The 22,063-nt window shown below is 69.6% G+C and carries 22 protein-coding genes; 14 read left to right on the top strand and 8 right to left on the bottom strand.

Going from position 1 to position 22,063, the window contains the following annotated elements; genetic code table 11:
• Positions 1 to 131 precede the first annotated feature (131 nt).
• Both LBW94_RS05910 and LBW94_RS05905 read left to right on the top strand, forming a co-directional pair.
• On the top strand, positions 132 to 1,316 hold the full coding sequence (locus tag LBW94_RS05910) for a hydroxylase (protein ID WP_225060885.1): 1,185 nt from the start codon (positions 132 to 134) through the stop codon (positions 1,314 to 1,316).
• Positions 1,317 to 1,449: 133 nt separating this feature from the next.
• Positions 1,450 to 2,445, top strand: coding sequence for an LLM class F420-dependent oxidoreductase (locus LBW94_RS05905; RefSeq protein WP_225060886.1), 996 nt, complete (start codon positions 1,450 to 1,452; stop codon positions 2,443 to 2,445).
• A gap of 4 nt (positions 2,446 to 2,449) precedes the next feature.
• On the opposite strand, the gene LBW94_RS05900 is transcribed toward LBW94_RS05905, so the two are convergent.
• Complete coding sequence (locus LBW94_RS05900; RefSeq protein ID WP_225060887.1) at positions 2,450 to 3,397, bottom strand: SAM-dependent methyltransferase; 948 nt, start codon at positions 3,395 to 3,397, stop codon at positions 2,450 to 2,452.
• A 67-nt stretch (positions 3,398 to 3,464) separates the two neighbouring features.
• Positions 3,465 to 4,691, bottom strand: coding sequence for an epoxide hydrolase family protein (locus LBW94_RS05895; protein ID WP_225060888.1), 1,227 nt, complete (start codon positions 4,689 to 4,691; stop codon positions 3,465 to 3,467).
• A gap of 64 nt (positions 4,692 to 4,755) precedes the next feature.
• Here LBW94_RS05895 and LBW94_RS05890 point away from each other — a divergent pair, with 64 nt between their 5' ends.
• The 3 genes from LBW94_RS05890 to LBW94_RS05880 all read left to right on the top strand — a co-directional run bounded on the left by LBW94_RS05890 (position 4,756) and on the right by LBW94_RS05880 (position 7,221).
• The gene (locus LBW94_RS05890) at positions 4,756 to 5,208 is read left to right on the top strand and encodes a MarR family winged helix-turn-helix transcriptional regulator (RefSeq protein ID WP_225060889.1); all 453 of its coding nucleotides are present in this window, start codon (positions 4,756 to 4,758) and stop codon (positions 5,206 to 5,208) included.
• A 65-nt stretch (positions 5,209 to 5,273) separates the two neighbouring features.
• A complete protein-coding gene (locus LBW94_RS05885; RefSeq protein WP_225060890.1) occupies positions 5,274 to 6,239 on the top strand; it encodes a DUF4232 domain-containing protein in 966 nt (321 codons plus the stop codon).
• 175 nt (positions 6,240 to 6,414) lie between these two features.
• Positions 6,415 to 7,221: a hypothetical protein gene (locus tag LBW94_RS05880; RefSeq protein ID WP_225060891.1), complete on the top strand. Its 807-nt coding sequence runs from the start codon at positions 6,415 to 6,417 to the stop codon at positions 7,219 to 7,221.
• Positions 7,222 to 7,246: 25 nt separating this feature from the next.
• On the opposite strand, the gene LBW94_RS05875 is transcribed toward LBW94_RS05880, so the two are convergent.
• A complete protein-coding gene (locus LBW94_RS05875; protein WP_225060892.1) occupies positions 7,247 to 7,984 on the bottom strand; it encodes a M50 family metallopeptidase in 738 nt (245 codons plus the stop codon).
• 140 nt (positions 7,985 to 8,124) lie between these two features.
• On the opposite strand from LBW94_RS05875, the gene LBW94_RS05870 reads away from it, so the two are divergent.
• Positions 8,125 to 8,445, top strand: a complete 321-nt coding sequence (locus LBW94_RS05870; RefSeq protein WP_225060893.1) for a hypothetical protein — start codon at positions 8,125 to 8,127, stop codon at positions 8,443 to 8,445.
• 69 nt (positions 8,446 to 8,514) lie between these two features.
• On the opposite strand, the gene LBW94_RS05865 is transcribed toward LBW94_RS05870, so the two are convergent.
• On the bottom strand, positions 8,515 to 10,068 hold the full coding sequence (locus tag LBW94_RS05865) for a succinic semialdehyde dehydrogenase (RefSeq protein WP_225060894.1): 1,554 nt from the start codon (positions 10,066 to 10,068) through the stop codon (positions 8,515 to 8,517).
• Positions 10,069 to 10,210: 142 nt separating this feature from the next.
• Positions 10,211 to 10,837 carry a LysE family translocator gene (locus LBW94_RS05860; RefSeq protein WP_225060903.1) on the bottom strand — a complete coding sequence of 209 codons (627 nt, stop codon included), beginning with the start codon at positions 10,835 to 10,837 and terminating at the stop codon, positions 10,211 to 10,213.
• A gap of 137 nt (positions 10,838 to 10,974) precedes the next feature.
• Between LBW94_RS05860 and LBW94_RS05855 the strand changes: the two genes are divergently transcribed.
• From LBW94_RS05855 to LBW94_RS05820, 8 genes are all read left to right on the top strand, one after another.
• Positions 10,975 to 13,623 carry a nitrate- and nitrite sensing domain-containing protein gene (locus LBW94_RS05855; RefSeq protein WP_266269989.1) on the top strand — a complete coding sequence of 883 codons (2,649 nt, stop codon included), beginning with the start codon at positions 10,975 to 10,977 and terminating at the stop codon, positions 13,621 to 13,623.
• Entirely contained in the window at positions 13,601 to 14,029 is a 429-nt protein-coding gene (locus LBW94_RS05850; RefSeq protein WP_225062809.1) for a roadblock/LC7 domain-containing protein, read from the top strand. The genes LBW94_RS05855 and LBW94_RS05850 overlap by 23 nt, the downstream gene beginning before the upstream one ends.
• A gap of 12 nt (positions 14,030 to 14,041) precedes the next feature.
• Positions 14,042 to 14,410 (top strand): DUF742 domain-containing protein, encoded by a 369-nt coding sequence (locus tag LBW94_RS05845; protein ID WP_225062810.1) that lies wholly within the window; start codon positions 14,042 to 14,044, stop codon positions 14,408 to 14,410.
• On the top strand, positions 14,391 to 14,990 hold the full coding sequence (locus LBW94_RS05840) for a GTP-binding protein (RefSeq protein ID WP_266269986.1): 600 nt from the start codon (positions 14,391 to 14,393) through the stop codon (positions 14,988 to 14,990). The genes LBW94_RS05845 and LBW94_RS05840 overlap by 20 nt, the downstream gene beginning before the upstream one ends.
• Positions 14,991 to 15,119: 129 nt before the next feature.
• Positions 15,120 to 17,534, top strand: a complete 2,415-nt coding sequence (locus LBW94_RS05835; protein ID WP_225062755.1) for a sensor histidine kinase — start codon at positions 15,120 to 15,122, stop codon at positions 17,532 to 17,534.
• Positions 17,512 to 17,937, top strand: coding sequence for a roadblock/LC7 domain-containing protein (locus tag LBW94_RS05830; RefSeq protein WP_225062847.1), 426 nt, complete (start codon positions 17,512 to 17,514; stop codon positions 17,935 to 17,937). The genes LBW94_RS05835 and LBW94_RS05830 overlap by 23 nt, the downstream gene beginning before the upstream one ends.
• Entirely contained in the window at positions 17,934 to 18,311 is a 378-nt protein-coding gene (locus tag LBW94_RS05825; RefSeq protein WP_266269984.1) for a DUF742 domain-containing protein, read from the top strand. Before LBW94_RS05830 ends, LBW94_RS05825 begins: the two co-directional genes overlap by 4 nt.
• 60 nt (positions 18,312 to 18,371) lie before the next feature.
• A complete protein-coding gene (locus tag LBW94_RS05820; protein ID WP_225062478.1) occupies positions 18,372 to 18,911 on the top strand; it encodes a GTP-binding protein in 540 nt (179 codons plus the stop codon).
• A 43-nt stretch (positions 18,912 to 18,954) separates the two neighbouring features.
• Here LBW94_RS05820 and mtnC read toward each other — a convergent pair whose 3' ends face one another.
• From mtnC to mtnA, 3 genes are read right to left on the bottom strand one after another with little or no spacing between them, the layout of a single operon-like run.
• Positions 18,955 to 19,644 (bottom strand): acireductone synthase, encoded by a 690-nt coding sequence (gene mtnC, locus LBW94_RS05815; protein WP_225062477.1) that lies wholly within the window; start codon positions 19,642 to 19,644, stop codon positions 18,955 to 18,957.
• Complete coding sequence (locus LBW94_RS05810; protein ID WP_225062476.1) at positions 19,641 to 20,231, bottom strand: 1,2-dihydroxy-3-keto-5-methylthiopentene dioxygenase; 591 nt, start codon at positions 20,229 to 20,231, stop codon at positions 19,641 to 19,643. Before LBW94_RS05810 ends, mtnC begins: the two co-directional genes overlap by 4 nt.
• Positions 20,232 to 20,262: 31 nt before the next feature.
• Positions 20,263 to 22,035, bottom strand: coding sequence for an S-methyl-5-thioribose-1-phosphate isomerase (mtnA, locus tag LBW94_RS05805; RefSeq protein WP_225062475.1), 1,773 nt, complete (start codon positions 22,033 to 22,035; stop codon positions 20,263 to 20,265).
• Positions 22,036 to 22,063: the final 28 nt, after the last annotated feature.

Here is a 22,063-nt window from a genome sequence, read left to right as displayed (position 1 = left end):
CGAACCCGCGCTCCGGGGCCCGATTCCGGTCAGTGGACATTCGCTCGTACCGGTGTGCGGGGCGTCCTACGGTCGGCTGTGACAGCCCAGCGCCGGTATCGGCTGGGGCGATCGGTTCGAAAGGGTATGCGATGGCGCACGAGGTGGTGGGGCGGATCGAGGAGATCGCCGGGAAGCTGGCCGGGGCCGCGGCGGAGACCGAGCGGCTGGGCCGGTTGTCCGACGAGAGTGTCGCGCTGATCCGGCAGGCCGGGGTGATGCGGATGTTGCAGCCCGCCGAATTCGGCGGGTACGCCGCCCATCCGCGCGATTTCGCGGAGGCGGTGATGGCGGTGGCGACGGTGTGCGGGTCCACCGGCTGGGTGTGCGGCGTCGGCGGCGTGCACCCGTGGGAGATGGCGCTGATGGACCGGCGGTTGCAGGGCGAGGTGTGGGGCGAGAATCCGGACACCTGGATCGCCTCGCCGTACGCGCCGCAGGGCGTGGCCACCCCCGTCGACGGCGGGTACACCCTGAAGGGGCGGTGGAACTTCTCCTCGGGCACCGACCACTGCGACTGGATCTTCCTCGGGGCGCTGGCCGGCGGCCCCGACGGCAGACCGGCACAACCGATCCGCAGCCTGCACGTGGTGCTGCCGCGCGGCGACTACACCATCGTCGAGGACTCCTGGGACGTGATCGGGCTGTCCGGCACCGGCAGCAAGGACATCATCGTCGACGGCGCGTTCATCCCCGACTACCGGACCATCGACGCCGGTGAGGTGGCCGAGGGGGTCGCGGCGGCGGAGCGGGCCGGACGCACCGAGACGGTGTACAAACTGCCGTTCTGGACCATGTTCCCGCTGGGCATCACCGGCGCGGTGATCGGTATCTGCGAGGGCGCGCTGGCCGCGCACCTCGACTATCAGCGGGAACGGGTGGGCGCCATCGGCGGCCCGGTGCGCAGCGATCCGTATTCGCTGTACGCGATCTCCGAGGCGGCCGCCGAGATCGCCGCCTCGCGCACCCAGTTGCTCGACGGGATCAGCCGACTCTACGACCGCGTCGAATCCGGCGGCGAGATCAGCTTCGAGGATCGATCCCTGGTGCGGCGCAACCAGATTCGCTCGGCCTGGCGAGCGGTGACGGCGGTCGACCAGATCTTCGCACGCTCCGGCGGCAATGCGGTGCGGCGCACCAATCCGGTGCAGCGGTTCTGGCGTGACGCGCACGTCGGATTGCAGCACGCCATCCATGTGCCCGGCCCCAACTACCATTCCTCGGCGCTGTCGCTGCTGGGCGTGGAGCCGGAGGGGCCGCTGCGCGCGCTCATCTGATCGGAATCGGTGATCGGTCCGCGCGCGCTGCGGCCCTGTCACGCTTGCGGTATCACCGGCGGATCGGAACAGTGGTAACCGGAGCCGCAGCCCCGGGTTGCGGCCCGTTCCGATCACGGGTGAAGGAGACGGTGTGCGCTTCGGCATATTCATTCCGCAGGGTTGGCGACTGGATCTCATCGATATCGATCCGGCGGCGCAGTGGCAGACCATGCGGGATCTGGCGCAGCACGTGGACGCCGGTGACACCTGGGAATCGATCTGGGTGTACGACCACTTCCACACGGTGCCGCTGCCGACCGAGGAGGCCACCCACGAGGCGTGGACGCTGATGTCCGCCTTCGGGGCGTCCACCTCGCGGGTGCGGCTGGGCCAGATGTGCACGGCCATGAGTTACCGTAATCCGGCCTATCTGGCGAAGGTGGCGGCCACCGTCGACATCGTCTCCGGCGGCCGGGTGGAGATGGGTATCGGCGCCGGCTGGTACGAACACGAATGGCGTGCTTACGGTTACGGCTTCCCGTCGGCGGGCGAGCGGCTGGGCCGGTTGGACGAGGGCGTGCAGATATTCCGGCAGGCGTGGACCACCGGGGAGGCCACTCTGGCCGGCAAGTACTATCAGGTGGACCACGCCCTCGTGCGGCCGTTGCCGTTGCAGGAGGGCGGAATTCCGATCTGGGTGGCCGGCGGCGGTGAGCAGAAGACGCTGCGGATCGCGGCGAAGTACGCGCAGTACACCAACTTCGCGGGTGGCGCGGACGTCTTCACGCACAAGTCGGAGATCCTGCGCAAGCACTGTGCCGAGGTGGGTACCGATTTCGACGCCATCACGCGCAGTTCCAACTTCAACGCGGTGATCGCCGCGACCGAGGCCGAGGTGGACGAGCGGCTGGCCGCGCTGGCCGCCCGATACGAGAAGGTCGTCGGCGCCGACACCGCCAAGGGGTACGTCGAGAACTTCCTGCGCGCCCCGGGGCAGGCGATCGGCACCCCGGAACAGGTGGTGGCGCACCTGCAACGGCTGCGTGACCTCGGACTGGGCTACGCGATCCTCAACTTCCCCGAGGCCGCCTACGACCGGTCCGGTATCGACCTGTTCGAACGCGAGGTCGCCCCGGCGCTGCGCTGACCGCTCAGGCGAGCGGGCGCACGGTCCAGTGCTCGGCGCGATCGGAGAGATTCCACCAGGACACGAAATCCGGATCGGCGCCGGTGAGTTCCCAACCGGTGCCGAGCATCTCGAAGAACGCGTCGTCACCGGTCCGTCCGCCGCGCGGCTCCCCGATGTAGACCACATCCGCGCCACCGGCGGCGGCGAACCGGGCCAGCGCCCGCGAGGCCATGGGTGACCCCCATCCCGGTGGCCAGCACAGCAACAGCACGCTGCCACGCCACTCGGCCGGCCCACCGACCTGCGATTCCGCCGGCCCGGTGCCGCGCGACTCCGGCAGGATGCCGCCCCGCGCGTCGGGCAGCCTGTCACCGGACTCGGATGATTCACTGCTGTGCCACTCCCCCGGGAGCTCGTCCGGATGCGCGATCGGATGCCAGGACACCGGCAGCCCGGACACCGCCGGGAACGACGGATTGTCCTGCCACTGCGGCGGTTGCGAGTCCACTGCCACCACATGCAGCCCCTGCCGGGTCAGCTGATGGGCCCAATATCCGCGCCCCGCACCGATTTCCAGCACCGGCCGGCCCGCGCACACCGCCGCCACCCAGGCCAGCGTCTCCGGCGCGGGGATCGCGTAGGCGTAGGCCGCCTGCAACACCGTCTGCGCGTACCCCAGCCGGGCGCTGCCGGTGGGTGCGCCGCCGGTGACCACACGCCGGCCGTTCCGCTCGGTGACCGCCGGGGCGACGACGTCCCAGTACGGATTCGCACTGTCGCCACCGGCCAGATAGTGCAGCATGCGCAGATCGAAATCCCGGTCGGCCGACTCGTCGCCGCTGCCGCCGAGTCGCGGCGCGACCGTGAGATAGTCGGCGGCACTCGGGTATTCGGCACCGAACCGGATGCCGTCGGCCAGTAGCGCCGCCAGTTCGCGGCGGCGGTCGGACGGCAGGTCGAATCCGGTCACGGTTACCATTCTGCGGTGTACGTGCCGATCGGGCCGGTCGGCGCGCGTCGGCGTAGCGGCGGAGATGTCAGCGCCGCCCGCGGAAGGTGCGGCGCAGGTCGTCGACCCACTCGTCCGGCACCTCCCAGGGGATGAAGTGGCCGCCGTGGTCGTGCGCGGTCACGTTCACGAGGTTGTACCACTGCGCTCCGTAATCGTCGACGAAGTGCCGCACCCGCCGCTCGGTCGGGACGCCGGGCGGATTCTCGTAGCCCACGAAGGTGATGCCGGTGGGCGCCTCGATCACCGGCGACCGGTCGTGCGACGGCTGCCAGGGATAGCGATTGTTGTTGGCGTAGGTGCGGATCGAGGTGCCGATGGAATTGGTCACCCAGTAGATCGTGGCGTGGGTGAGCAGGTCGTCGCGGGTGAACACCGATTCCACGTCGCCGCCGCACTCGCTCCAGGCGCGCCAGCGTTCCAGGATCCAGGCCAGCATCCCGGCCGGTGAGTCGGACAGGCCGACGGCCAGCGTGCTGGAGTCGAGCATGTGGGCGGCGAGGTGGACCGCGAACCGCCGCTCCCGGTCGACCAGTTGCGCTCGCGCCGCGGCGGGCATGTCGTCGGGGATGGGCCGGCCGCCGCTGAGATCCCAGGCCCGGTCACCGGTGAACATCGACAGTTTCCGCGCGGACCCGATGTGGATGCCGTACAGCTCGTCCGGATACTTGTGCCCGAGCTGCCCGGTGGCCAGCGCGCCGACGTCGCAGCCCGCGGCGGCGTAGCGCGCGTGGCCCAGCACCTCGGTCATCAGCACGTGCCAGAGGTCGGCCACCTTCCAGTAGTTCATGTCCGGCGCGAGCAGCGGGGTGGAGAAGCCGAAGCCGGGGAACGACGGGACGATCACGTCGAAGGCGTCGGCCGGATCGCCGCCGTGCGCGCCCGGATCGGCCAGCGGGTCGATCACCTTCGACCAGTGCCAGAACGTCCACGGCCAGCCGTGGGTCAGGATCAGCGGTTTCGGATCGGGGCCGACGCCGGGCTTGCGCAGGAAGTGCACCGGCACGCCGCCGAGGTCGACGCGGTGGTGCCGGTAGGCGTTGATCGCCCGCTCCGCGGCCCGCCAGTCGTAACCGGTGCGCCAGTACTCGGCCAATTCCTGGAGATAGCTCCGCTCGACGCCGTAGTACCAGTCCTCGTTGCCCGCGTCCAGTGGCCAGCGGGTCAGCGCCAGGCGTTGCCGCAGGTCGGCGAGGACCTGCTCGGAGACGTGGATCGGGACCTCGGGGACGTCGATCGGTGCGGCTTCGTTCATGGTGACCTCCTTCGCGCCCAGATTTGCATAAGCAACTTATATAAGCAAGTGATATGTTTCTGCGGTGACCGAGGACTGGGACGACCTCGACGTGGACGACTTCGCCGCCGCGATCGAGAACTTCAACCGCTTCTACATCCGGCTGCCCACCACCGAGCAGCTGCCGTTCACCACCCTGTCGGTGCTGGACACGCTGGTCGTCGCCGAGGGGCCGCTGCGGCCGACCGACCTGACCCGTACCGAGCAGATCAGTCAGCCCGGTCTCACCCAGCTGATCGGCCGGCTCGAGCGCGACGGCCTGGTGCAACGCCGTCCCGATCCGACCGATCGCCGCGCGGTGCTGGTCCACCTCACCGAAGCCGGTCACACCGTGATGGATTCGCGGCACGCCGACCGGGCCCGGCAGCTGGCGCCACTGGTGGAGCAACTGGCCCCGGAGGACCGCCGGGCGCTGGCCGCCGCCCTGCCCGCGCTGGCGCGACTCGCCCGGCTCGCCGGGAACCGCCCCCGGACCTGACATTTCGCCCGCCGGGACCGCGTCGTGATGTCACTATGAGGTGACTCGAGGAGGAGGCCCCGGCGGTGAATGTGCACCTGGTCCGGTCGGTGGCCGCCGCGGCACTGCTGCCGATCCTCGCCGCCGCCGCGCTGGCCTGTTCCGGCGCACCGGACGCCGAGTCCGAATCCCGTTGTCACACCGGCGAACTCAGCGCCGCGGTGGCCACCAGCACCTCCACCGGCCGGACCAACGCACTGCTGGTGACCGTGCGCAACATCGGCGTCCGCGACTGCGTGGCCACCGGTTTCGCCGACGTGGAGCTGTCGGAACTGCCGCAGGTGGCGATCGGCCGGGCCACCATGACGCCGCGCCCGGTGCCGTTGTCGCCCGGCGGCGCGGCCGAATTCGTGGTCCGCGTCGAATATTCCGGCGATCTGGTGGTGGGCTGCCCGCAACCGGGGGCCGCGCGGGTCACCCTGCCCGGTGAGACGACGCCGCTGACCGCCCCGGTCGCCGACGGTGGCGGGCCCGCGGACGAACTGCACGTGTGCCGCGGCGACCGGCTGGTGGTGCAGCCGTTGACCCGGCCCGCGTACACCGCCGGGACCGGGACCGATCCGGCCGCCGTCCTCCCGCACTGCCGGGCGGACGACTTCGCCGCGCAGGCCTTCCACAGCATGTCCGGCGACGGCGCCGGGCATCGCGGCGTCGAGGTGTGGCTGCTCAATCGCTCGGATCAGGAGTGCGCGGTGCACGGCCCGTTGCGCGTCCGGCCCGACGACGGGCACTCCGCCGCCGGGCCGGACTGCCCGGCCTGCCAGCCGACCCCGGACGCCGCGCTGGTGGTACCCGCCGGTGCGGTGCTGGCCGCCGGGGGCCGCACGGTCGCCGGCATCGGTACCGAATCCGCCTGCGGCAAGGAGGAACCGGTGCGGGCGGTGGCGGTGGTGGTGTATCTGCCCGGCGATCCGGCGCCGGTGTCCGGCCCGTTCGGCGGCGCCCTCTACTGCCACGGCAGTCTCCAGCTGAGCGGTTTCGGCCCCTTGTAAATTGCCCGGATAAGGCGAACAATCCGTTTTTCCGAATTTGTTTGTTTGCACCGCATTCCGGCGCGACGCATCGAATGCGGGCGGCGACCCGGCACAATTCATCGAATTTTCCGGCGCGGACGCGATACGGTATTGCGACAGCCAGCGAATCGGCTCTCCCGAAAGGCGGATCACGATGACCCGGCCGTCCTCGATCGATACATACGACGAGCCGGCACTCGCCCAGCGATATGCCGGAATCGAACCGGTCGACTGGAACGGCGCCACGGTCCATCCGCTGTATTCCGAAGCGCTGGGCGCGGATCCGACGGTGATCACGCTCGTCATGCACGAGAGCGCGCCGCCGCCGGGGCTGCTCGGCCTCGGCATCGGCCTGTCGGTGATCGGCGGGCACGTCCTGCTGGGCGAACGTCGCCTGCTCGGCGTCGACGTCTGGTCCGACGCCATGGCCGCCGGCATCGCCGTGGACGTGTGCGCCGCGGGCCCGGGGGCGGCCGTCACGCTCACGCCGGTATGGCTCGAGGTCGGCGGCGAGATCATGTCCTGGTCGGGCAATTACGGCGTTCTGATCGAACGCAGCCGCGCCGGAAATCCGTTGTTGCGTTGCAGTGTCGGTGTGGGCCCGGTCGATTTCTCCGATCTGGTCGTCGAGGTCGCCGTTCGGATCGCGCCGACCGGAGAGAGTCGTTATCGCGGCGCGCTCTACGACCTCGGCGTCGGCATGCACAATCGGGGTGAAATGGACGAAGCGTGCGAATTGTGGACGCAGGCCGCGGTTCTCGGGCACGCCGGCGCCGCCTACGATCTGGGTGTGCTGCGCTACCGCCGCGGCGAACTGCGCGAGGCCGAGCACTGGTGGCGGGTGGCCGCCGAACACGGCGACGTCCGCGCGATGGCGGGGCTGGCCGCGATCCTGGACCGCCAGGGCAATCTCACCGAGGCGCAGGCCTGGCGCACCCACGCCGTCGGCCTGCGGGCCTGAGCCCGCTCACGACACGTACACGCCGTCAGGCGGTGCCGACCGGCGGCCAGGACCCGATCAGCAGCCGGCCGCCGAACACCAGCGCCGCCAGCGCGACAGCGCCGAACAACAGCACCCACAGCAGCGGTGGCAGCCGGGTCAGCCCGGCCAGCTGATCGGCATCCGAGCCGTCACCGCGGGTGTGCACGCGCTGCAACTCCACCACCGCGCGCGCCCCGCCCAGCAGCAGGAACCAGGTGACGGCGTAGCCGAACACGCTCTGCTGCACGGCCGTGCCGAACCACGACACCGCGAACACCACCGCGCCCGTGACCACCACCGCGAGCAGTCCGAACAGATTGCGGATGAACACCAGCAGCACCACCAGCGCCGCGACCACCAGCCACAGCATCAGCGTCAGCCGCCCGGCGGCCACCAGTGCCGCGCAGCCCAGCCCGAGCGCCGACGGCGCCGGATACCCGGCCATCGTGGTCAGGATCATGCCCAGTCCGTAGGGCTTTCCCCGCGAGACCGTCACCCCGGAGGTGTCCGAATGCAGTCGCACCCCGCGCAGCGTGCGACCGGTCAGCACCGCCACCACCGCGTGCCCGATCTCGTGCGCGATCGTCACCCCGGTCCGCAGCACCCGCCACACCGGCGGGTAGCCGACCAGCAGCAACGCCGCCACACCCGTCACGATGACCACCCACAGCGGTGGTGGCGGGGACACGGCGTTCAGGCGATCGGAGATCTGCGACAGGTCCGGCAACTGTGAAGCGTTCACGGCCCCGAAGGGTAATGGCAGACGCTGTGCCACGCCCGGATGTCGGCGTGACCCGGGCTGGGAACGCCGAACTCGGGCGAGCCGCACCGCACGCCCTAGGCTGGCGGTGACAGTCCGGACGAACGAAGGAGAAGGCCTCGATGAGGTTGCTGCGATGGCCCGTGGCGGGTGCTGCCGTCATGATCGTGGCCGCGGCACTGCTCAGCGGATGCTCCGAGGTGCAGCAGGTGCTCAACAAGGGTGGCGACACCCCGTGCAGCGACTACGTCAAGCAGGACCAGGACACCAAGCGCATGACGATCACCAAGTTCGTCAAGCAGCAGACCGGCGACCAGCACGAACCGGCGGGCACGACCGTCGACGCGACCATGGTGTCGGTCGACTTCCTGTGCAGCGCACAGCGCAACGCCGCCACCCCGATCAAGAACGCCGACGTGGCGGGGATCTTCCTCAACAAGTAGCGGCCCCGGATCGCCGGTACCGCAACGGTGTTGCCGGTACCGGCGGCGGATTCCGGGCCGTCCTCGCGCCTACCGGCCGGGCAGGAATCGGATGGCGCGGGCCATGGTCATCAGGGCGGGCTGCCAGGCGGATTGCGAAATGCCGTACGGCGCATCGAGAGTGAACAGGCGGGTGACCACCACGCTCTGCGCCTCGGTGAACTTCAGCAGGCCGTCGGGCCCGTGCCGGCGGCCGACGCCGGAGACACCCATACCGCCCATCGGGCCCGCGGTGGTGCCCCAGGCCGGTGCGTAACCCTCGTTCACGCAGACCGTGCCGGTGCGCAGCCGCGCGGCGATCGCCTCGCCCTCGGCCGAACTACCCGCCCACACACTGGCATTGAGCCCGTACTCGGAGTCGTTGGCGCGCGCGATCGCCTCCTCGACGTCGGCGACCGGATAGATCGACACCAGCGGGCCGAAGGTCTCGTTGCGGCCGCACTCCATCTCGTCGGTGACGTCGGCCAGCACCGTCGGCTCGAAGAACAGCGGGCCCAGGTCGGGCCGGGCGTTGCCGCCGGTCAGCACGGTCGCGCCCTTGGAGACCGCGTCGGCGACGTGTTTGGTCACCGTCTCCAACTGGGCCGCCGAGATGAGACTGCCGATATCGGTCGAGAAGTCGTATGCCGCACCGAGTTTCGCCGCTCGCACGGCGGCGGTGAACTTCGCGGTGAACTCCTCGGCCACCGCCTGCTCGACATACAGCCGCTCGATCGAGATGCACAGCTGCCCGGCGTTCGAGAAGCAGGCCCGCACCGCCGCTTTCGCGGCCTTGCCGAGGTCGGCGCCGCGGGTGACGATCATCGGATTCTTGCCGCCGAGTTCGGCGGCGAAGCCGATCAGCCGCCGCCCGCACTGCTGGGCCAGGGTGGCGCCGGTGGTGGAGGAGCCGGTGAACATCAGGAAGTCACAGGCGTCGACGATCGCGGAGCCGACCACCGCACCGGGGCCGGGCACCACCTGCAACAGCCCCTCCGGCAGCCCGGCGCGGCGCAGCAGGTCGACGTTGATCAGCGCCGAGTACGGGGTCTGGCTGTCCGGCTTCACCACCACCGCGTTGCCGGCCAGCAGTGCGGGGACGGCATCGCCGATCGCGAGCAGCATCGGATAGTTCCACGGCGCGATCACGCCGACGACGCCCTTGGGCTGATGCCGGACACTCGCGCGGTTCAGTACCGGGAAGGCGCCCGGGACCTTGTGCGGCGCCAGCAGTTTCGGCGCCACCCGGGCGAAATAGCGCGCGGCGAAGATCATTCCGATGATCTCCTCCTGGGCCGCCCAGCGTGCCTTGCCGGTCTCGGCCTGGATGACGTCCATCAGCCGGTCGCGCTCGGCCACCAGCAGCGCGCGGTACCGCTCGAAGACCGTGGCCCGCTCCCGCACCGGCCGCCGCGCCCACTGCCGCTGGGCCGTCCGCGCCGTCGCGACCGCGGCGGCGACGTCCTCGGCGGTGCCCACCGGCACGGCGCCCAGCGCGTCACCGGTGAAAACCTCGGTGATGGTGCGTGCGCCGCGCTCGCCGGGCGACCCGATCGACGCATAGGAACCCAATCGTTCGAACGTGGCAGCATCGGGTGCGGGCACGGTCGCGCCTCCTATGTATCGGTTACCGACGGATACACACAATCTACCCCTTCGGTCCGGTGCCCGATCCCGATTACTCGCCACCGCGTCGGCGGCACGCGATTGTGGTCGTGCACAGCCGCGATGGTGCGGTGGGGTGCCCTCAGTTGGCGGCGACCGCGATCCGCAGGCCGAGGGCGACCAGGACCGTACCCATGGCGAGGTCGGCCGCGCGGCGGACCCGGGTGCGGGTGAACACGTGCCGCAGCGTCGCGATCCCCATGACCAGCACCACGAACCAGCCGCCGGTCACGATCGCGGTGAGCGTGCTCAGCTCCAGCGTGTCCGCGACAGCCGGTGCGGCAGGCAGGAATTGGGGCATCAGGGCGAGGAAGAAGACGGCGGCCTTCGGATTGAGCAGGTTGCTCACCAGGCCCTGCCGGAATCCGGCGCGTGCGCCGACCGGACGGACACCGGCCGCGTCCGGGGTCTCATATGCGCCACGCCGGGCGGCCAGCAGTGCGCGAACGCCCAGGTACACCAGGTAGATCGCGCCCGCGAGCTTCACGATCGTGAAGGCTCGCGCCGAGGCGGCGAGCAGCCCGGCCACGCCGAATCCGCTGAGCGCGGCCCACACGAATACGCCGAGACCGATTCCCGCTGCTGAAGATACGCCCGCACGTCGGCCGGACAGCATGGTGTTCCTGGTCACGATCACGAAGTCCGGACCTGGCGCCATGGCGCCCAACAGCATTGCCCCGCCGATACCGACCAGTTGCGCTGTCGACATCACCGGGCCATTCTACAAGCGGCGGACGAGCTGTCGCGGGCGTCCATCTCCGCAGAGTGCGGTTTTAATGGACGAAAATGGCATATAACACAACATGCGGTTACACTTCGCCGGTGCAGAGAGTCAGACTATCCGGGGTGCGAACTCGGATTCTCGCCATCGCCTTCGTCCCGAGTCTCGCACTGTTCGGAATCGGCGTCGGCTACACCATCTACCTCGAGGATGAGGCCAGCCACGCCGAGGACTTCTCGCGCTCGATGGCCGGCAGCCTCTCCTTCACCAAGGAGCTGATGGCCTCCGTCGAGGACGAGCGCCTGCTGTCGCTGGCGCAGCTCTCGGGCCAGGACTCCGATCCGCGCGCGCTGGCCGCCGCGCGCGCCCGCGTCGACAAGGCGCTGGGCGGCCTCGGCACCACCGGCCGGTCGATGCAGCGCGTCGGCGGTAGCGGTATGGACGAGAAGGTCGAGGCGTTCAACAAACTGGTGACGGTGCAGTTGCCCGGCCTGCGCGCCGGTGTCGATGCCGGCGCCGTGCAGGCTCCCGATGTGTACGGCTTCTATACCGCACTGCTCGACGGTGTCGACAAGGGCAGCAAGATCGTCGGCCAGAACGCGCCGACCATCGCCGCGGCCATCGGCGAGATGACCTCGCTGAAACTGTTCCAGGCCGTCGAGGCCAGTTCCCGGGCCAACGCGCTGACCGCGCCGGCCAGCGGCGGTGACCTGCCCCCGGCGCTGATGAACGAGTTCCGCAACAACGTCGGCCTCTACCACTCGCTGCTCAACCAGCTGGTGAACGACCTCGACGACGCCGACGCGAAGATCGTCAAGGATCTGCTGGCCAGCCCGGCGCTCGCGCAGGTGTCCGCGATGGAGGACGCGCTGCTGCACCCGGCGCCGACGAAGAACGGCGCCCCGCCGCCGCTGCCGATGTCCCTCGAGGAGTGGCGGACGGCCGCGAACTCGGTGAGCGAGCAGCTGTTCCAGGTCACCATCCAGCAGAACGCCAACTCCATGACCAGCGCCGCCGATCTGGCGCACTCCCGGTCGCGGGCCGTGCTGGTCAGTGGTGGTAGTGCGATCGCGCTGGCGATCGTGGCCTTCGCCATCGCCATCCTGCTCGCCAACCGGATCATCAGCCGGTTGCGCCGGTTGCGGACGGAGACGCTGGCGCTGGCGGAGCAGAAGCTGCCCGAGACCATGCGCAAGATCGACGCCGGCGAGCAGGTCGATCCCGCCGCCGAGGCCGCGCACCTCGACTTCGGTACCGACGAGATCGGTGAGGTGGCACAGGCTTTCAACCGCGCGCACACCGCCGCGGTCTCCGCCGCCATCACCGAGGCCCGCACCCGAGAGGGTGTGCGCGCAGTATTCCTGAACATCGCCCACCGCAGCCAGATCGTGGTGGCCCGGCAGCTGGAACTGCTGGACCAGGCCGAGTCCCGGCAGGAGGATCCGGCGCTGCTGGACACCTTCTTCCGGCTGGACCACCTCGCCACCCGCGAACGCCGCAACGCCGAGAACCTGATCATCCTCGGTGGTGGCAAGCCGGGCCGGCAGTGGCGGCGTCCGGTGCCGCTGATGGAGCTGGTCCGCTCCGCCGTCGCCGAGACCCTCGATTACGCCCGCGTCAACACGCACCGCCTGCCGCGAGTGTTCGTGATGGGCAACGTGGTCGCCGACCTCATGCACCTGCTGGCCGAACTGGTCGACAACGCGACCGCGTTCTCCCCGCCGCAATCGCGGGTGGACGTGACCGGTAACAGTGTCGGCAAGGGTGTGGTCGTCGAGATCAGCGATCAGGGTATGGGCATGCCCGCCGACGAACTCGAGCGCGTCAACGAGATGCTGCGCAACCCACCGGATTTCGGTCTGGCCACGTTGTCGGCGGATTCTCGTTTGGGTTTGTTCGTGGTGGCGCAGCTGGCCACCCGGCACGGGATCTCGGTGCGGCTCACCGATTCCGACTACGGCGGCATCCGTGCCATCGTGCTGATCCCGGTCAGCCTGATCACCACCGACACCCCCGTCGCCGACCACCTGCGCGACCGGGTGCCGGTGCGCTACACCGCGACCCCGCCGGCCGCGGTCACCGGCTCCTATCCGCTGCCGTCGCTCGAATCTGCCAGTGCCGCTCCGGCATACGCTCCGGAGCCGGAACCGTCGGAGGCGCTCGCAGTGCAGGACGATGCCGAATTCGGTTTCGACCGTGCGGTGTTCGATACCGGGCGGCACCGGATCCCCGCCTCCGAGGACACCCGCGACCCCGCGCCCTACGAAACCTCCGCCTACGAACGCCAGACCTACGAGCGCCCGGCGTACGAGCCGCAGGCGTACGAGCGACCGGCGCCCCAGCCGGCCGACACGTCCTATCTGCGGCCGGTCTCGCCGCCCGAGCCACCGCCGTACACTCGGCAGGCGCCGGTCGAGCAGCCCGACACCGCGTATCTGCGGGCGATGTCGCCGCCGCCGCAAGCGGAGCCGGAGGTGCGGCAGACCCGCCCGGCGCCGACCGCCCCGCCCGCGGGCCCCGGCGGCACCCGGCCGCCGCTGCCCCGCCGTCGCCGGCAGGCCAGCCTGGCGCCGGAACTGGCCAACGATCCGGTTGCCGAGGACTACGCCTCGGAACCGTCCCGCTCGGCCGAGCAGGCTCGTGATCTGATGTCGGCCATCGAGAACGGCACCCGGCAGGGGCGGCGCGCTCGTCCCGACCCCTATCCGACCTCCGCGAATCCCGTGCTCCCGAACGAACAGGAAGGCGAAGGTGACTTCTTCTACCGCAGGTGATTTGAACTGGCTGCTCGATGATCTCGTCGACCGTCTCGCCGGTGTCCGCTACGCCGTGGTGCATTCCACCGACGGGTTGCTGCTGGGCCGGTGCACCTCGATGACCCGGGAGGACGCCGAGCATTTCGGTGCGATGTCCTCGACGCTGTACGGTCTGGCGCGCAGTGCCGGAACACGGTTCCGCGGTGGTGCGGTGCGGCAGGCGGTCATCGAGTTGGAGTCGGCGGTGTTGTTCGTGACCGCGGCCGGTGCGAACGCGTGCCTGGCGATCCAGGCCAACGACGACGCGAATCTGGGGATGGTCGCGTACGAGATGAACATCACGGTGCAGCGGTTGGGTAACTATCTGTCGACGGCTCCTCGTTCGCGTGGTCTGGCCGGGCAAGTTCCGCCTCGAATGCCGTGACGGCAGGATGCCATGACGCACTACGACACTTCCTGGTTCGACGAAGACGCTCCGTTGCTGCGTCCCTACGCGGTGACCCGGGGCCGTACCGTCGGTGCTGGTCATGACCTCGACATGCTCACCCTCGTGGTGAGCGCCCCCCGTGCTCCCCGGCTGCGACGCACCGAGCCGGAGTACACGGACATCATGCGCCTGTGCCAGGTGCCGCAATCCGTGGCCGAAGTATCGGCCACGCTGCACCTGCCGCTGGCGGTCACCAAGATCCTCGTCGGCGATCTGATCGGCGAGGGTTTCCTCGATTTCCGGGCGCCGGTGCAGACCGACGGCCCCCACGACGTACATGTATTGCGAGCGGTTCTCGATGGCATTCGTAGACTCTGACCCCGCGGCCGGGCAACAACAGCTGGCCGCTTCCGTGAAGATCCTGATCGCCGGTGGTTTCGGGGTCGGTAAGACCACGATGGTGGCGTCGATCAGTGAGGTGGCGCCTCTGCGTACGGAGGAGTTGATCACCGAGACGTCGGTGGGTGTCGACGATCTCTCCGGTGTGGAGGGTAAGAAGACCACGACTGTCGCGTTGGATTTCGGGCGTATCACGATCGATTCGGGTCTGGTGCTGTATCTGTTCGGTACTCCGGGTCAGGATCGGTTCTGGTTCCTGTGGGATGAATTGGCTCGTGGTGCCCTGGGTGCGGTGGTGATCGCGGATACCCGCCGGTTGGAGAGTTCGTTCGCGGCGATCGATTTCTTCGAGAAGCGGGGGGTGACGTTCACCATCGCGGTGAACTGTTTCGAAGGTGCCCCGGTGTATACCACCGACGAGGTTCGTGACGCTCTGGATCTCGACGGGTACACACCCGTGGTCTTCTGCGACGCCCGCGACCGCAACTCGTGTAAATCGGTGTTGATGACGTTGGTGGAGCATCTGATCGCGCGAGCCACGGCTCAAGCGCTGCCCTGATCGATTCTCGCGCAGCGCAATACATCATCCCGAAGCTTCACTCGGGTATGGATCCGACCGGTTGTTGAGATATGTCTCAAATACCGGGGTTTCGGTCCCACACGGACTGGAACCGGTTACGGTGTGCCGATGTTCAAGCGGACGGTCGGTATTCGCGCCCGAGTGCTCGTCATCGCCTTCGTGCCGAGTGTGGCGCTGTTCGGAATCGGCGTCGGCACAGCGGGTTACCTGCTGAACGAGAGTCACAACTCGCACGACTGGTTGCAGGTGCTGTCCAGCGCCAGCGGTACCAGCCGGGAGATGGTCGCCGCCTTCGAACAGGAGCGGATGCTGTCGCTGTGGCAGTTGGCCGGTGAGCAGCCGGACCCGGTCGGGCTGGCCCAGGCGCGGCAGCGGGTGGATAACGCACTGCGGGCGATAGCGCCCACCCAGAAGGCCATCAACGACAAGTTCGCCAACCGGATGGCTTACGACACAGGCAGTTTCGACACATTGCAGAAGATGCTGCCCAATATCCGGGCCGCCGTGGACGCGGGCGCGATGGCCATCCCGGACGTCTACAGCCTCTACACCCGCATCCTGGACGGCGTGGTGACCGGCAGCCAGGTGGTGATGGAGGGCTCGCCGAGCGTGACCTCGACCCTGGAGACCGACAAGGGCGTGCGGGTGCTGCTGGCGATGGAGTCGATGGCGCGCAGCGCCTCGCTCACCGCCGCCGTGCTCAACGGCCAGACCCTACCGTCGGCGCTGATGGCCGAATACCGGGACAACGTCGGCTTCTACCATGCCGAACTGCCCCGGCTGGTGCACCAACTGGCCGGTTCGGAGAGTCAGGCGGCGGCCGCGATCATCGCCTCCCCGGCCTGGCAGCAGCTGTCGGCCATGGAGGACTACATCATCCACCCGCCGGCCCCGGCCAAGGCGGGCGGACCCACGCCGCCCCCGCCGCTGAGCGTGGCCGACTGGCGCGCGGCCTACGATCAGCTCACCCGGCAGGTGCTGGACCTGTGGCTGAAACAGTCCTCCCGAGGTACCGACGCTGCGCTGGTCGCCGTCAACAAGACCACGCAGAACTCGCTGCTGGCGGGCGGCGGCGCGCTGCTGGTCTCGCTGGCGGCCTTCGTGGTCGCGCTCTGGCTGGCCAACCGGCTCATCCGGCGCCTGAAACGACTACGCACCGAAACACTGTCGCTGGCCGAGGACCGGCTGCCGGAGCTGATGCGCCGGCTCGCCGCGGGCGATGACATCGACGTGGAAGCCGAAGCGGCGCAACTGGATTTCGGCTCCGACGAGGTCGGCGCGGTGGCCCGCGCGTTCAACCGCGCGCACACCGCGGCGGTGTCCGCCGCCATCACCGAGGCCCGCACCCGCGAGGGAGTGCGCGCGGTGTTCCTGAACATCGCCCACCGCAGCCAGGTGGTGGTGCACCGGCTGCTGGAGATCCTCGACGACGCCGAATCGCGGCAGGAGGATCCGGTCATGCTGGACACCCTGTTCCGGATGGATCACCTGGCCACCCGGGAACGCCGCAACGCCGAGAACCTCGTCATCCTCGGCGGTGGCCAGCCCGGCCGGCAGTGGCGGCGGCCGGTGCCGCTGGTCGAGGTGGTGCGCAGCGCCGTCGGCGAGACCCTGGACTACGCGCGGGTGCGCACCTCCCGGATGCCACCGACCCACATCGTCGGCGCGGGCGTGGCCGACCTCATCCACCTGCTCGCGGAACTGATCGACAATGCCTCCGCCTTCTCCCCGCCGGAGTCCCGGGTGGACATCACCGGGGCCGTGGTCGGCAAGGGCGTGGTCATCGAGATCACCGACCAGGGCATGGGCATCCCGTCCGACGCCATGCAGCGGTCCAACGAGATGTTGCGGCAGCCACCGGATTTCGGTGTCGCGACGCTGTCGGCGGACTCCCGGCTGGGTCTGTTCGTGGTCGCGCAGCTGGCCAACCGGCACGGAATCTCGGTGCGGCTCACCGACTCCGACTACGGCGGCGTGCGCGCCATCGTGCTGGTGCCGACCACGTTGATCGCCGCGGAGAGCATGGTGGTCGACCACCTGCCGGATCGTTTCACCCGCATCCCCGATCCACCGATGACCGGCGAGATGCCGGCCGTGGCGGCGCTGACGCCCGTGGCCGCGCCGGTCGCGGCCGGATTCGCGAGTCTGCCGGTCGCCGAACAGTTCTCGCCGCCGCCGCCGGAACCGCCGCGGCGCGCGCCCGCGGGCCCGCACCACGTCCCGCCCGCGCCGCACAGCGCTCCCGCGGCGCCGCACAACCCACCCACGGTGTCGCGCAACGGGTATCCGACCCGGCCGCCGTTGCCGCGGCGGCGCAAGCAGGCCAGCCTGGCCCCCGAACTTGCCGAACAGCGCACCACGGAAGCCGGTTCGCAGCGGCCACGTTCGGCGGAGCAGGCACGAGATCTGATGTCCGCCATCAACAATGGCACGCGTCAGGGCCGTCGAGTCGTCGAGGATGCGACCGCGGCCGTTCGACCGGAAGAACAGGAAGGCGAAGGTGACCTCTTCCCACGCAGGTGATCTGAATTGGCTGCTCGATGATCTGGTGGATCGCCTGGCGGGGGTGCGGTTCGCGGTGGTGCATTCCACCGATGGGTTGCTGCTGGGCCGGTGTACGTCGATGAGCAGGGAGGATGCCGAGCATTTCGGGGCGATGTCGGCGACGTTGTACGGTTTGGCGCGGTCGGCGGGGATGCGGTTCGACGGGGGTGGGGTGCGGCAGGCGGTGATCGAACTGGACCGGGCGGTGTTGTTCGTGACCTCGGCCGGGGATAATGCGTGTATCGCGTTGCAGGCCAGTGAGAACGCGAATGTCGGGATGGTGGCGTACGAGATGAATCTGACGGTGGCGCGGGTGGGCCCGTATCTGGGTACCGAGGCGCGGTCCGGGTTCGGTGAGCATGCGGGGCCGCGGACGTCATGACGCGTTTCGGTCAGTCGTGGTTCGACGACGACGCGGGTCCGCTGGTCCGTCCGTACGCGGTCACGCGTGGCCGGACCCTCGGCTCGGGCCGTGAACTGGACATGCTGACGCTGGTGGTGACCAAGTCGTCGTCGGTGCCGTTGCGGCGTCCCGAGCCGGAGTACCCGGAGATTCTCCGGTTGTGCCATGTTCCGCAGTCGGTCGCCGAGGTGTCGGCGGTGCTGCGGTTGCCGCTGGCGGTGACGAAGATCCTCGTGGGTGATTTGATCAACGACGGGCACCTGAACTTCCGGGCGCCCGCTCGCACCGACGCAGCCGGGGCCGATGAACTGTCCATGCTGCGTGCCGTACTCGACGGAATCCGAAAGCTGTAGAAACACACCGTGCCCGAAGCGTTCTCTAACACCAATGACCCTGCGGCTCTGGCCGCCTCGGTGAAAATCCTGATCGCCGGCGGTTTCGGCGTCGGGAAGACCACGATGGTGGCCTCGGTCAGCGAGGTCACTCCGCTGCGCACCGAGGAACTCATCACCGAACTGTCCTCCGGTGTCGACGACCTGTCCGGTGTCGAAACCAAACGGACCACCACCGTCGCCCTGGACTTCGGGCGCATCACCATCGACAACTCGCTGGTGTTGTACCTGTTCGGCACGCCCGGACAGGACCGGTTCTGGTTCCTCTGGGACGAATTGGCCCGCGGCGCGCTCGGCGCGGTGGTGCTCGCCGACACCCGCCGCCTGGACAACTCCTTCGCCGCGATCGACTTCTTCGAACGCCGCGGGCTGTCGTTCACCGTCGCCGTCAACTGCTTCACCGGCGCCCCGGTCTACACCACCGGTGAGGTCCGCGACGCCCTCGACCTGGACGGCCACGTCCCCGTCGTGCTCTGCGACGCCCGTGACCGCAACTCCAGCAAGACCGTGCTCACCACCCTCATCGAGCATCTGATCCACCAGGCCACCAGCCGCGTCTGAGCGGCCGCCGGTGTGGGACACAAGGAGGTGTCCCGGCGTCCGGTTACGGTGCGGCCGGATCGAGTTCGGCGAAGGAACCGATCCACCGATGCGGTGGCCGTGGCGCATTCGGCTCGCCGGGACGGGTCACGCCGACCGCGTGCCAGCTGGCCGCGGCCGCGGCGTCGATCTCGTCCGGATGGTCGGACAGGAACAGGATCCGGTCGGCGGGCACGCCGACGGCCCCCGCGATCTTCTCGTAGGAGGCGGCCTCGCGCTTCGGCCCGGCATTGTTGAGGTCGAACCAGCCGCTGATCAGTGACGCCAGCTCGCCGCCGCGGGCGTGCGCGAACCAGTCCTGCTGATTGCGCACCGATCCCGAGGAGTAGACGTACAGGGTGATCCCGGCAGCATGCCAGGCGGTGAGCGCCGGCGGCGCGTCCGGGAAGAACTCGCCGTGCAGCGCCCCCTCGCGGAAGCCCTCCGCGCAGATGACGCCCTGCGCGGTCTTCAGCGGTTCGGCCTTCACGTCGGCGTTGAGCCAGCCGACGAGGATGTCGGCGATCTCGGCCGGCTCGGCGTCCGGCCGACCGGCCAGCTCCCGGGTGGCGGCCAGCACCGGACCGGCCGCACCGTCCCGGTTGTCGGCCAGCCACTGCGGAAGTCGTTGCCGGGTATAGCCGTACAGGTCCTCGCGGACCGCGGCCGTCGGGCTGGTGGTGCCCTCGATGTCGACGACGATCGTCGTGATCATCGGCCGGCGGTGGCGTCGGACAGCAGCTCGTCCAGGGTCGGGAACCGCTCACCGATGGTCTCGCCGGTGAAGTCGCCGATCCAGCCGTCCTCCTCCTCGAAGAAGCGGACCGCCACGAACTCCGGCCGGGTGCCCATGTCGAACCAGTGCCGGGTGCCCGCGGGCACCGACACCAGATCACCGGCCGAGCACACGGTGGCCAGCACCTCGTCGCCCAGGTGCAGATAGAAGCAGCCGACACCAGCGGCGAAGAAACGGACCTCGTCCTCGGCGTGCCGATGTTCGGCGAGGAATTTCGCGCGGGCGCCCGCGGCGGTGGCCGACCAGTCCGGATTGCTGTCGTCGGGGTGGATGCGGGCGATATCGATGTGCTTGTACCGGCCGTCGGCGTTGAGTTCGCCCAGACGGTCGGCGTAGTCGGCGAGCAGTTGCTCGTTCGTGGTCGCGGCGGTCACGCTCTCCAGCGCGGGCCAGCGGTCGAAAACGATACCGCGGCTGGTCAATTCGGCGGCGATGACCTCGGCGTCGGTGGTGCGCAGCTTGACGTCGGCAGCGTCGGTGTCGGCCATGATCTGCAACAGCGTCATTGTCGGTTCCTCCTCGGGAACGGCGGGTGGATCAGATCTCGCGGCGGCCGGTGAGCGTCACCAGTTCGCACATCGCCTCCAGGCATTCGGCGCGGTCCCGGGCCTGGGCCAGACTCGCGCCCCACGCGGTGATGCCGTGGCCGACGATGAACAGCACCGGCGGCGCGTCGGGATGCTCGATCAGGTAGCGCTCGATGTCGGCACCGATGCGCGGTACGTCAGGGTGATTGGCGAACACCGGAATGTCAATGGTTTCGCTCGCCCCGAGTCCCTTGATGAGCTCGTAGCCGGTGAACCGCAACGATTCCCCGGCGCCCAGTGACCGCGCGGTGGCGTGCGGCGGGTGCACGTGCACGACCGCCGCGGCGCCGGTCGCCCGGTATACCGCGGTGTGGATGGTGGTCTCCGCCGACGGTTTCCGTGCACCGGACACCTTGGCGGAGTCGGTGATCCGCACCTCGACGGTGTCCGCCGCGGTGAGTTCGCCCTTGGACAGACCACTTCCGGTCACCAGGGCCGAATCCCCCGCCCGCACCGAGATGTTCCCGGCCGTCCCCGGCATCCACCCCGCCGCGTACAACTCCCGGGAGATCACCGCGATCCGCTGCCCGGCCGAATCATGCTCGGCGGCACCGGCATTCGAGGCAAGTGTGCGGCCACTGCCCGGCTCGCGGCCGTTGTCACTGGCGTTCCCCCGGCCGCCGTCACCGGCGGCCCGGTGGCTGCCGTCATTGTCGTCGCGGCGGCCGTTGCCTCCGGTCCTGGGGTCGTCGTCGGCGCGGCCGCCACTACCGGTGTTCCGGTTGCCGCCCTGCGGCGACCGCACGGCGCCGACCGGCCCGTTCTCCGTCACCACGGCGGTGACCAGCTCCGGTGGCGTCACGTCGAAGGCGGGGTTGAAGACCGCGGTGTCCGCCGGTGCGGTGGCGACCCCGGCGACGTGGGTGATCTCGGCCGCGGCCCGCTCCTCCACGACGATCTCGCCGCCGGTGGCGGTCAGCGGGTCGCGGGTGGACTCCGGGGCGACCACCACGAACGGCAGGCCGTGGTGGTGGGCGGCCAGCGCCAGCGCGTAGGTGCCGATCTTGTTGGCCACCGAGCCGTCGGCGGTGACCCGGTCCGCGCCGACGATCACCGCGTCGACCTGTCCGGTCGCCATCGCCCAGGCGGCGGCCGAGTCGATGGTCAGCCGGTGCGGGATGCCGGCCTCGGCCAGCTCCCACGCGGTCAGCCGGGCGCCTTGCAGCAGCGGCCGGGTCTCGTCGACCAGCACCGATTCCAGTGCGCCGCGTTCGTGCAGCACACGCAGCGCGCCCAGGGCGGTGCCGAAGGCGGTGGTGGCCAGCCGCCCGGTGTTGCAATGGGTGAGAACGCGCAGCGGGCGGTCCGGGAGCAGTCGCTGCAACAGGTCGGCGGCGTGGCCGGCCGCGGCGCGGTTGACCCGGCCGTCCTCCTCCAGCATCGCCAGCGCCTCGTCCAGCACGGCCGGAGCGCCCTCGTCCAGCCGGGACAGCGCCCGCTGCACCCCCCAGGCCAGATTCACCGCGGTGGGCCGGGCCGACGCGATGCGCGCGGCCTCGGCCCGGACCCGGTCCGGCTCGTCCGGATGGGTTTGCGCGGCGATCACCACCCCGAACGCGCCGGACACCCCGATCGCCGGGGCGCCCCGGATCGCCAGTGTCTTGATGGCGTCGATGACCTGGTCGACCGTGGTGATCCGCAGTGGCCGCAATTCTCGGGGCAGCGCACGCTGGTCGATGGTTTCCAGGACACCATCCACCCACGCGATCGACACTTCACTCATCGGCAACCTCGGGACCTCGACACAACTA

Origin of the sequence: Nocardia sp. alder85J, from assembly GCF_020176955.2 — a bacterium.
Lineage (GTDB): Bacteria > Actinomycetota > Actinomycetes > Mycobacteriales > Mycobacteriaceae > Nocardia.
Note: the sequence above shows the minus strand (reverse complement) of the source record. Positions and strands in the feature narration are given on the sequence as shown.

Bases quoted from the DNA above. Each gene is read 5' to 3' on its own strand.
- mtnC (WP_225062477.1), bottom strand. From the start codon at position 19,644: ATGATCACGACGATCGTCGTCGACATCGAGGGCACCACCAGCCCGACG.
- LBW94_RS05880 (WP_225060891.1), top strand. From the start codon at position 6,415: ATGACCCGGCCGTCCTCGATCGATACATACGACGAGCCGGCACTCGCC.
- LBW94_RS05895 (WP_225060888.1), bottom strand. From the start codon at position 4,691: ATGAACGAAGCCGCACCGATCGACGTCCCCGAGGTCCCGATCCACGTC.
- LBW94_RS05810 (WP_225062476.1), bottom strand. From the start codon at position 20,231: ATGACGCTGTTGCAGATCATGGCCGACACCGACGCTGCCGACGTCAAG.
- LBW94_RS05860 (WP_225060903.1), bottom strand. From the start codon at position 10,837: ATGTCGACAGCGCAACTGGTCGGTATCGGCGGGGCAATGCTGTTGGGC.
- LBW94_RS05825 (WP_266269984.1), top strand. From the start codon at position 17,934: ATGACGCGTTTCGGTCAGTCGTGGTTCGACGACGACGCGGGTCCGCTG.
- LBW94_RS05845 (WP_225062810.1), top strand. From the start codon at position 14,042: ATGACGCACTACGACACTTCCTGGTTCGACGAAGACGCTCCGTTGCTG.
- LBW94_RS05870 (WP_225060893.1), top strand. From the start codon at position 8,125: ATGAGGTTGCTGCGATGGCCCGTGGCGGGTGCTGCCGTCATGATCGTG.
- LBW94_RS05910 (WP_225060885.1), top strand. From the start codon at position 132: ATGGCGCACGAGGTGGTGGGGCGGATCGAGGAGATCGCCGGGAAGCTG.
- LBW94_RS05835 (WP_225062755.1), top strand. From the start codon at position 15,120: ATGTTCAAGCGGACGGTCGGTATTCGCGCCCGAGTGCTCGTCATCGCC.
- LBW94_RS05840 (WP_266269986.1), top strand. From the start codon at position 14,391: ATGGCATTCGTAGACTCTGACCCCGCGGCCGGGCAACAACAGCTGGCC.
- mtnA (WP_225062475.1), bottom strand. From the start codon at position 22,035: ATGAGTGAAGTGTCGATCGCGTGGGTGGATGGTGTCCTGGAAACCATC.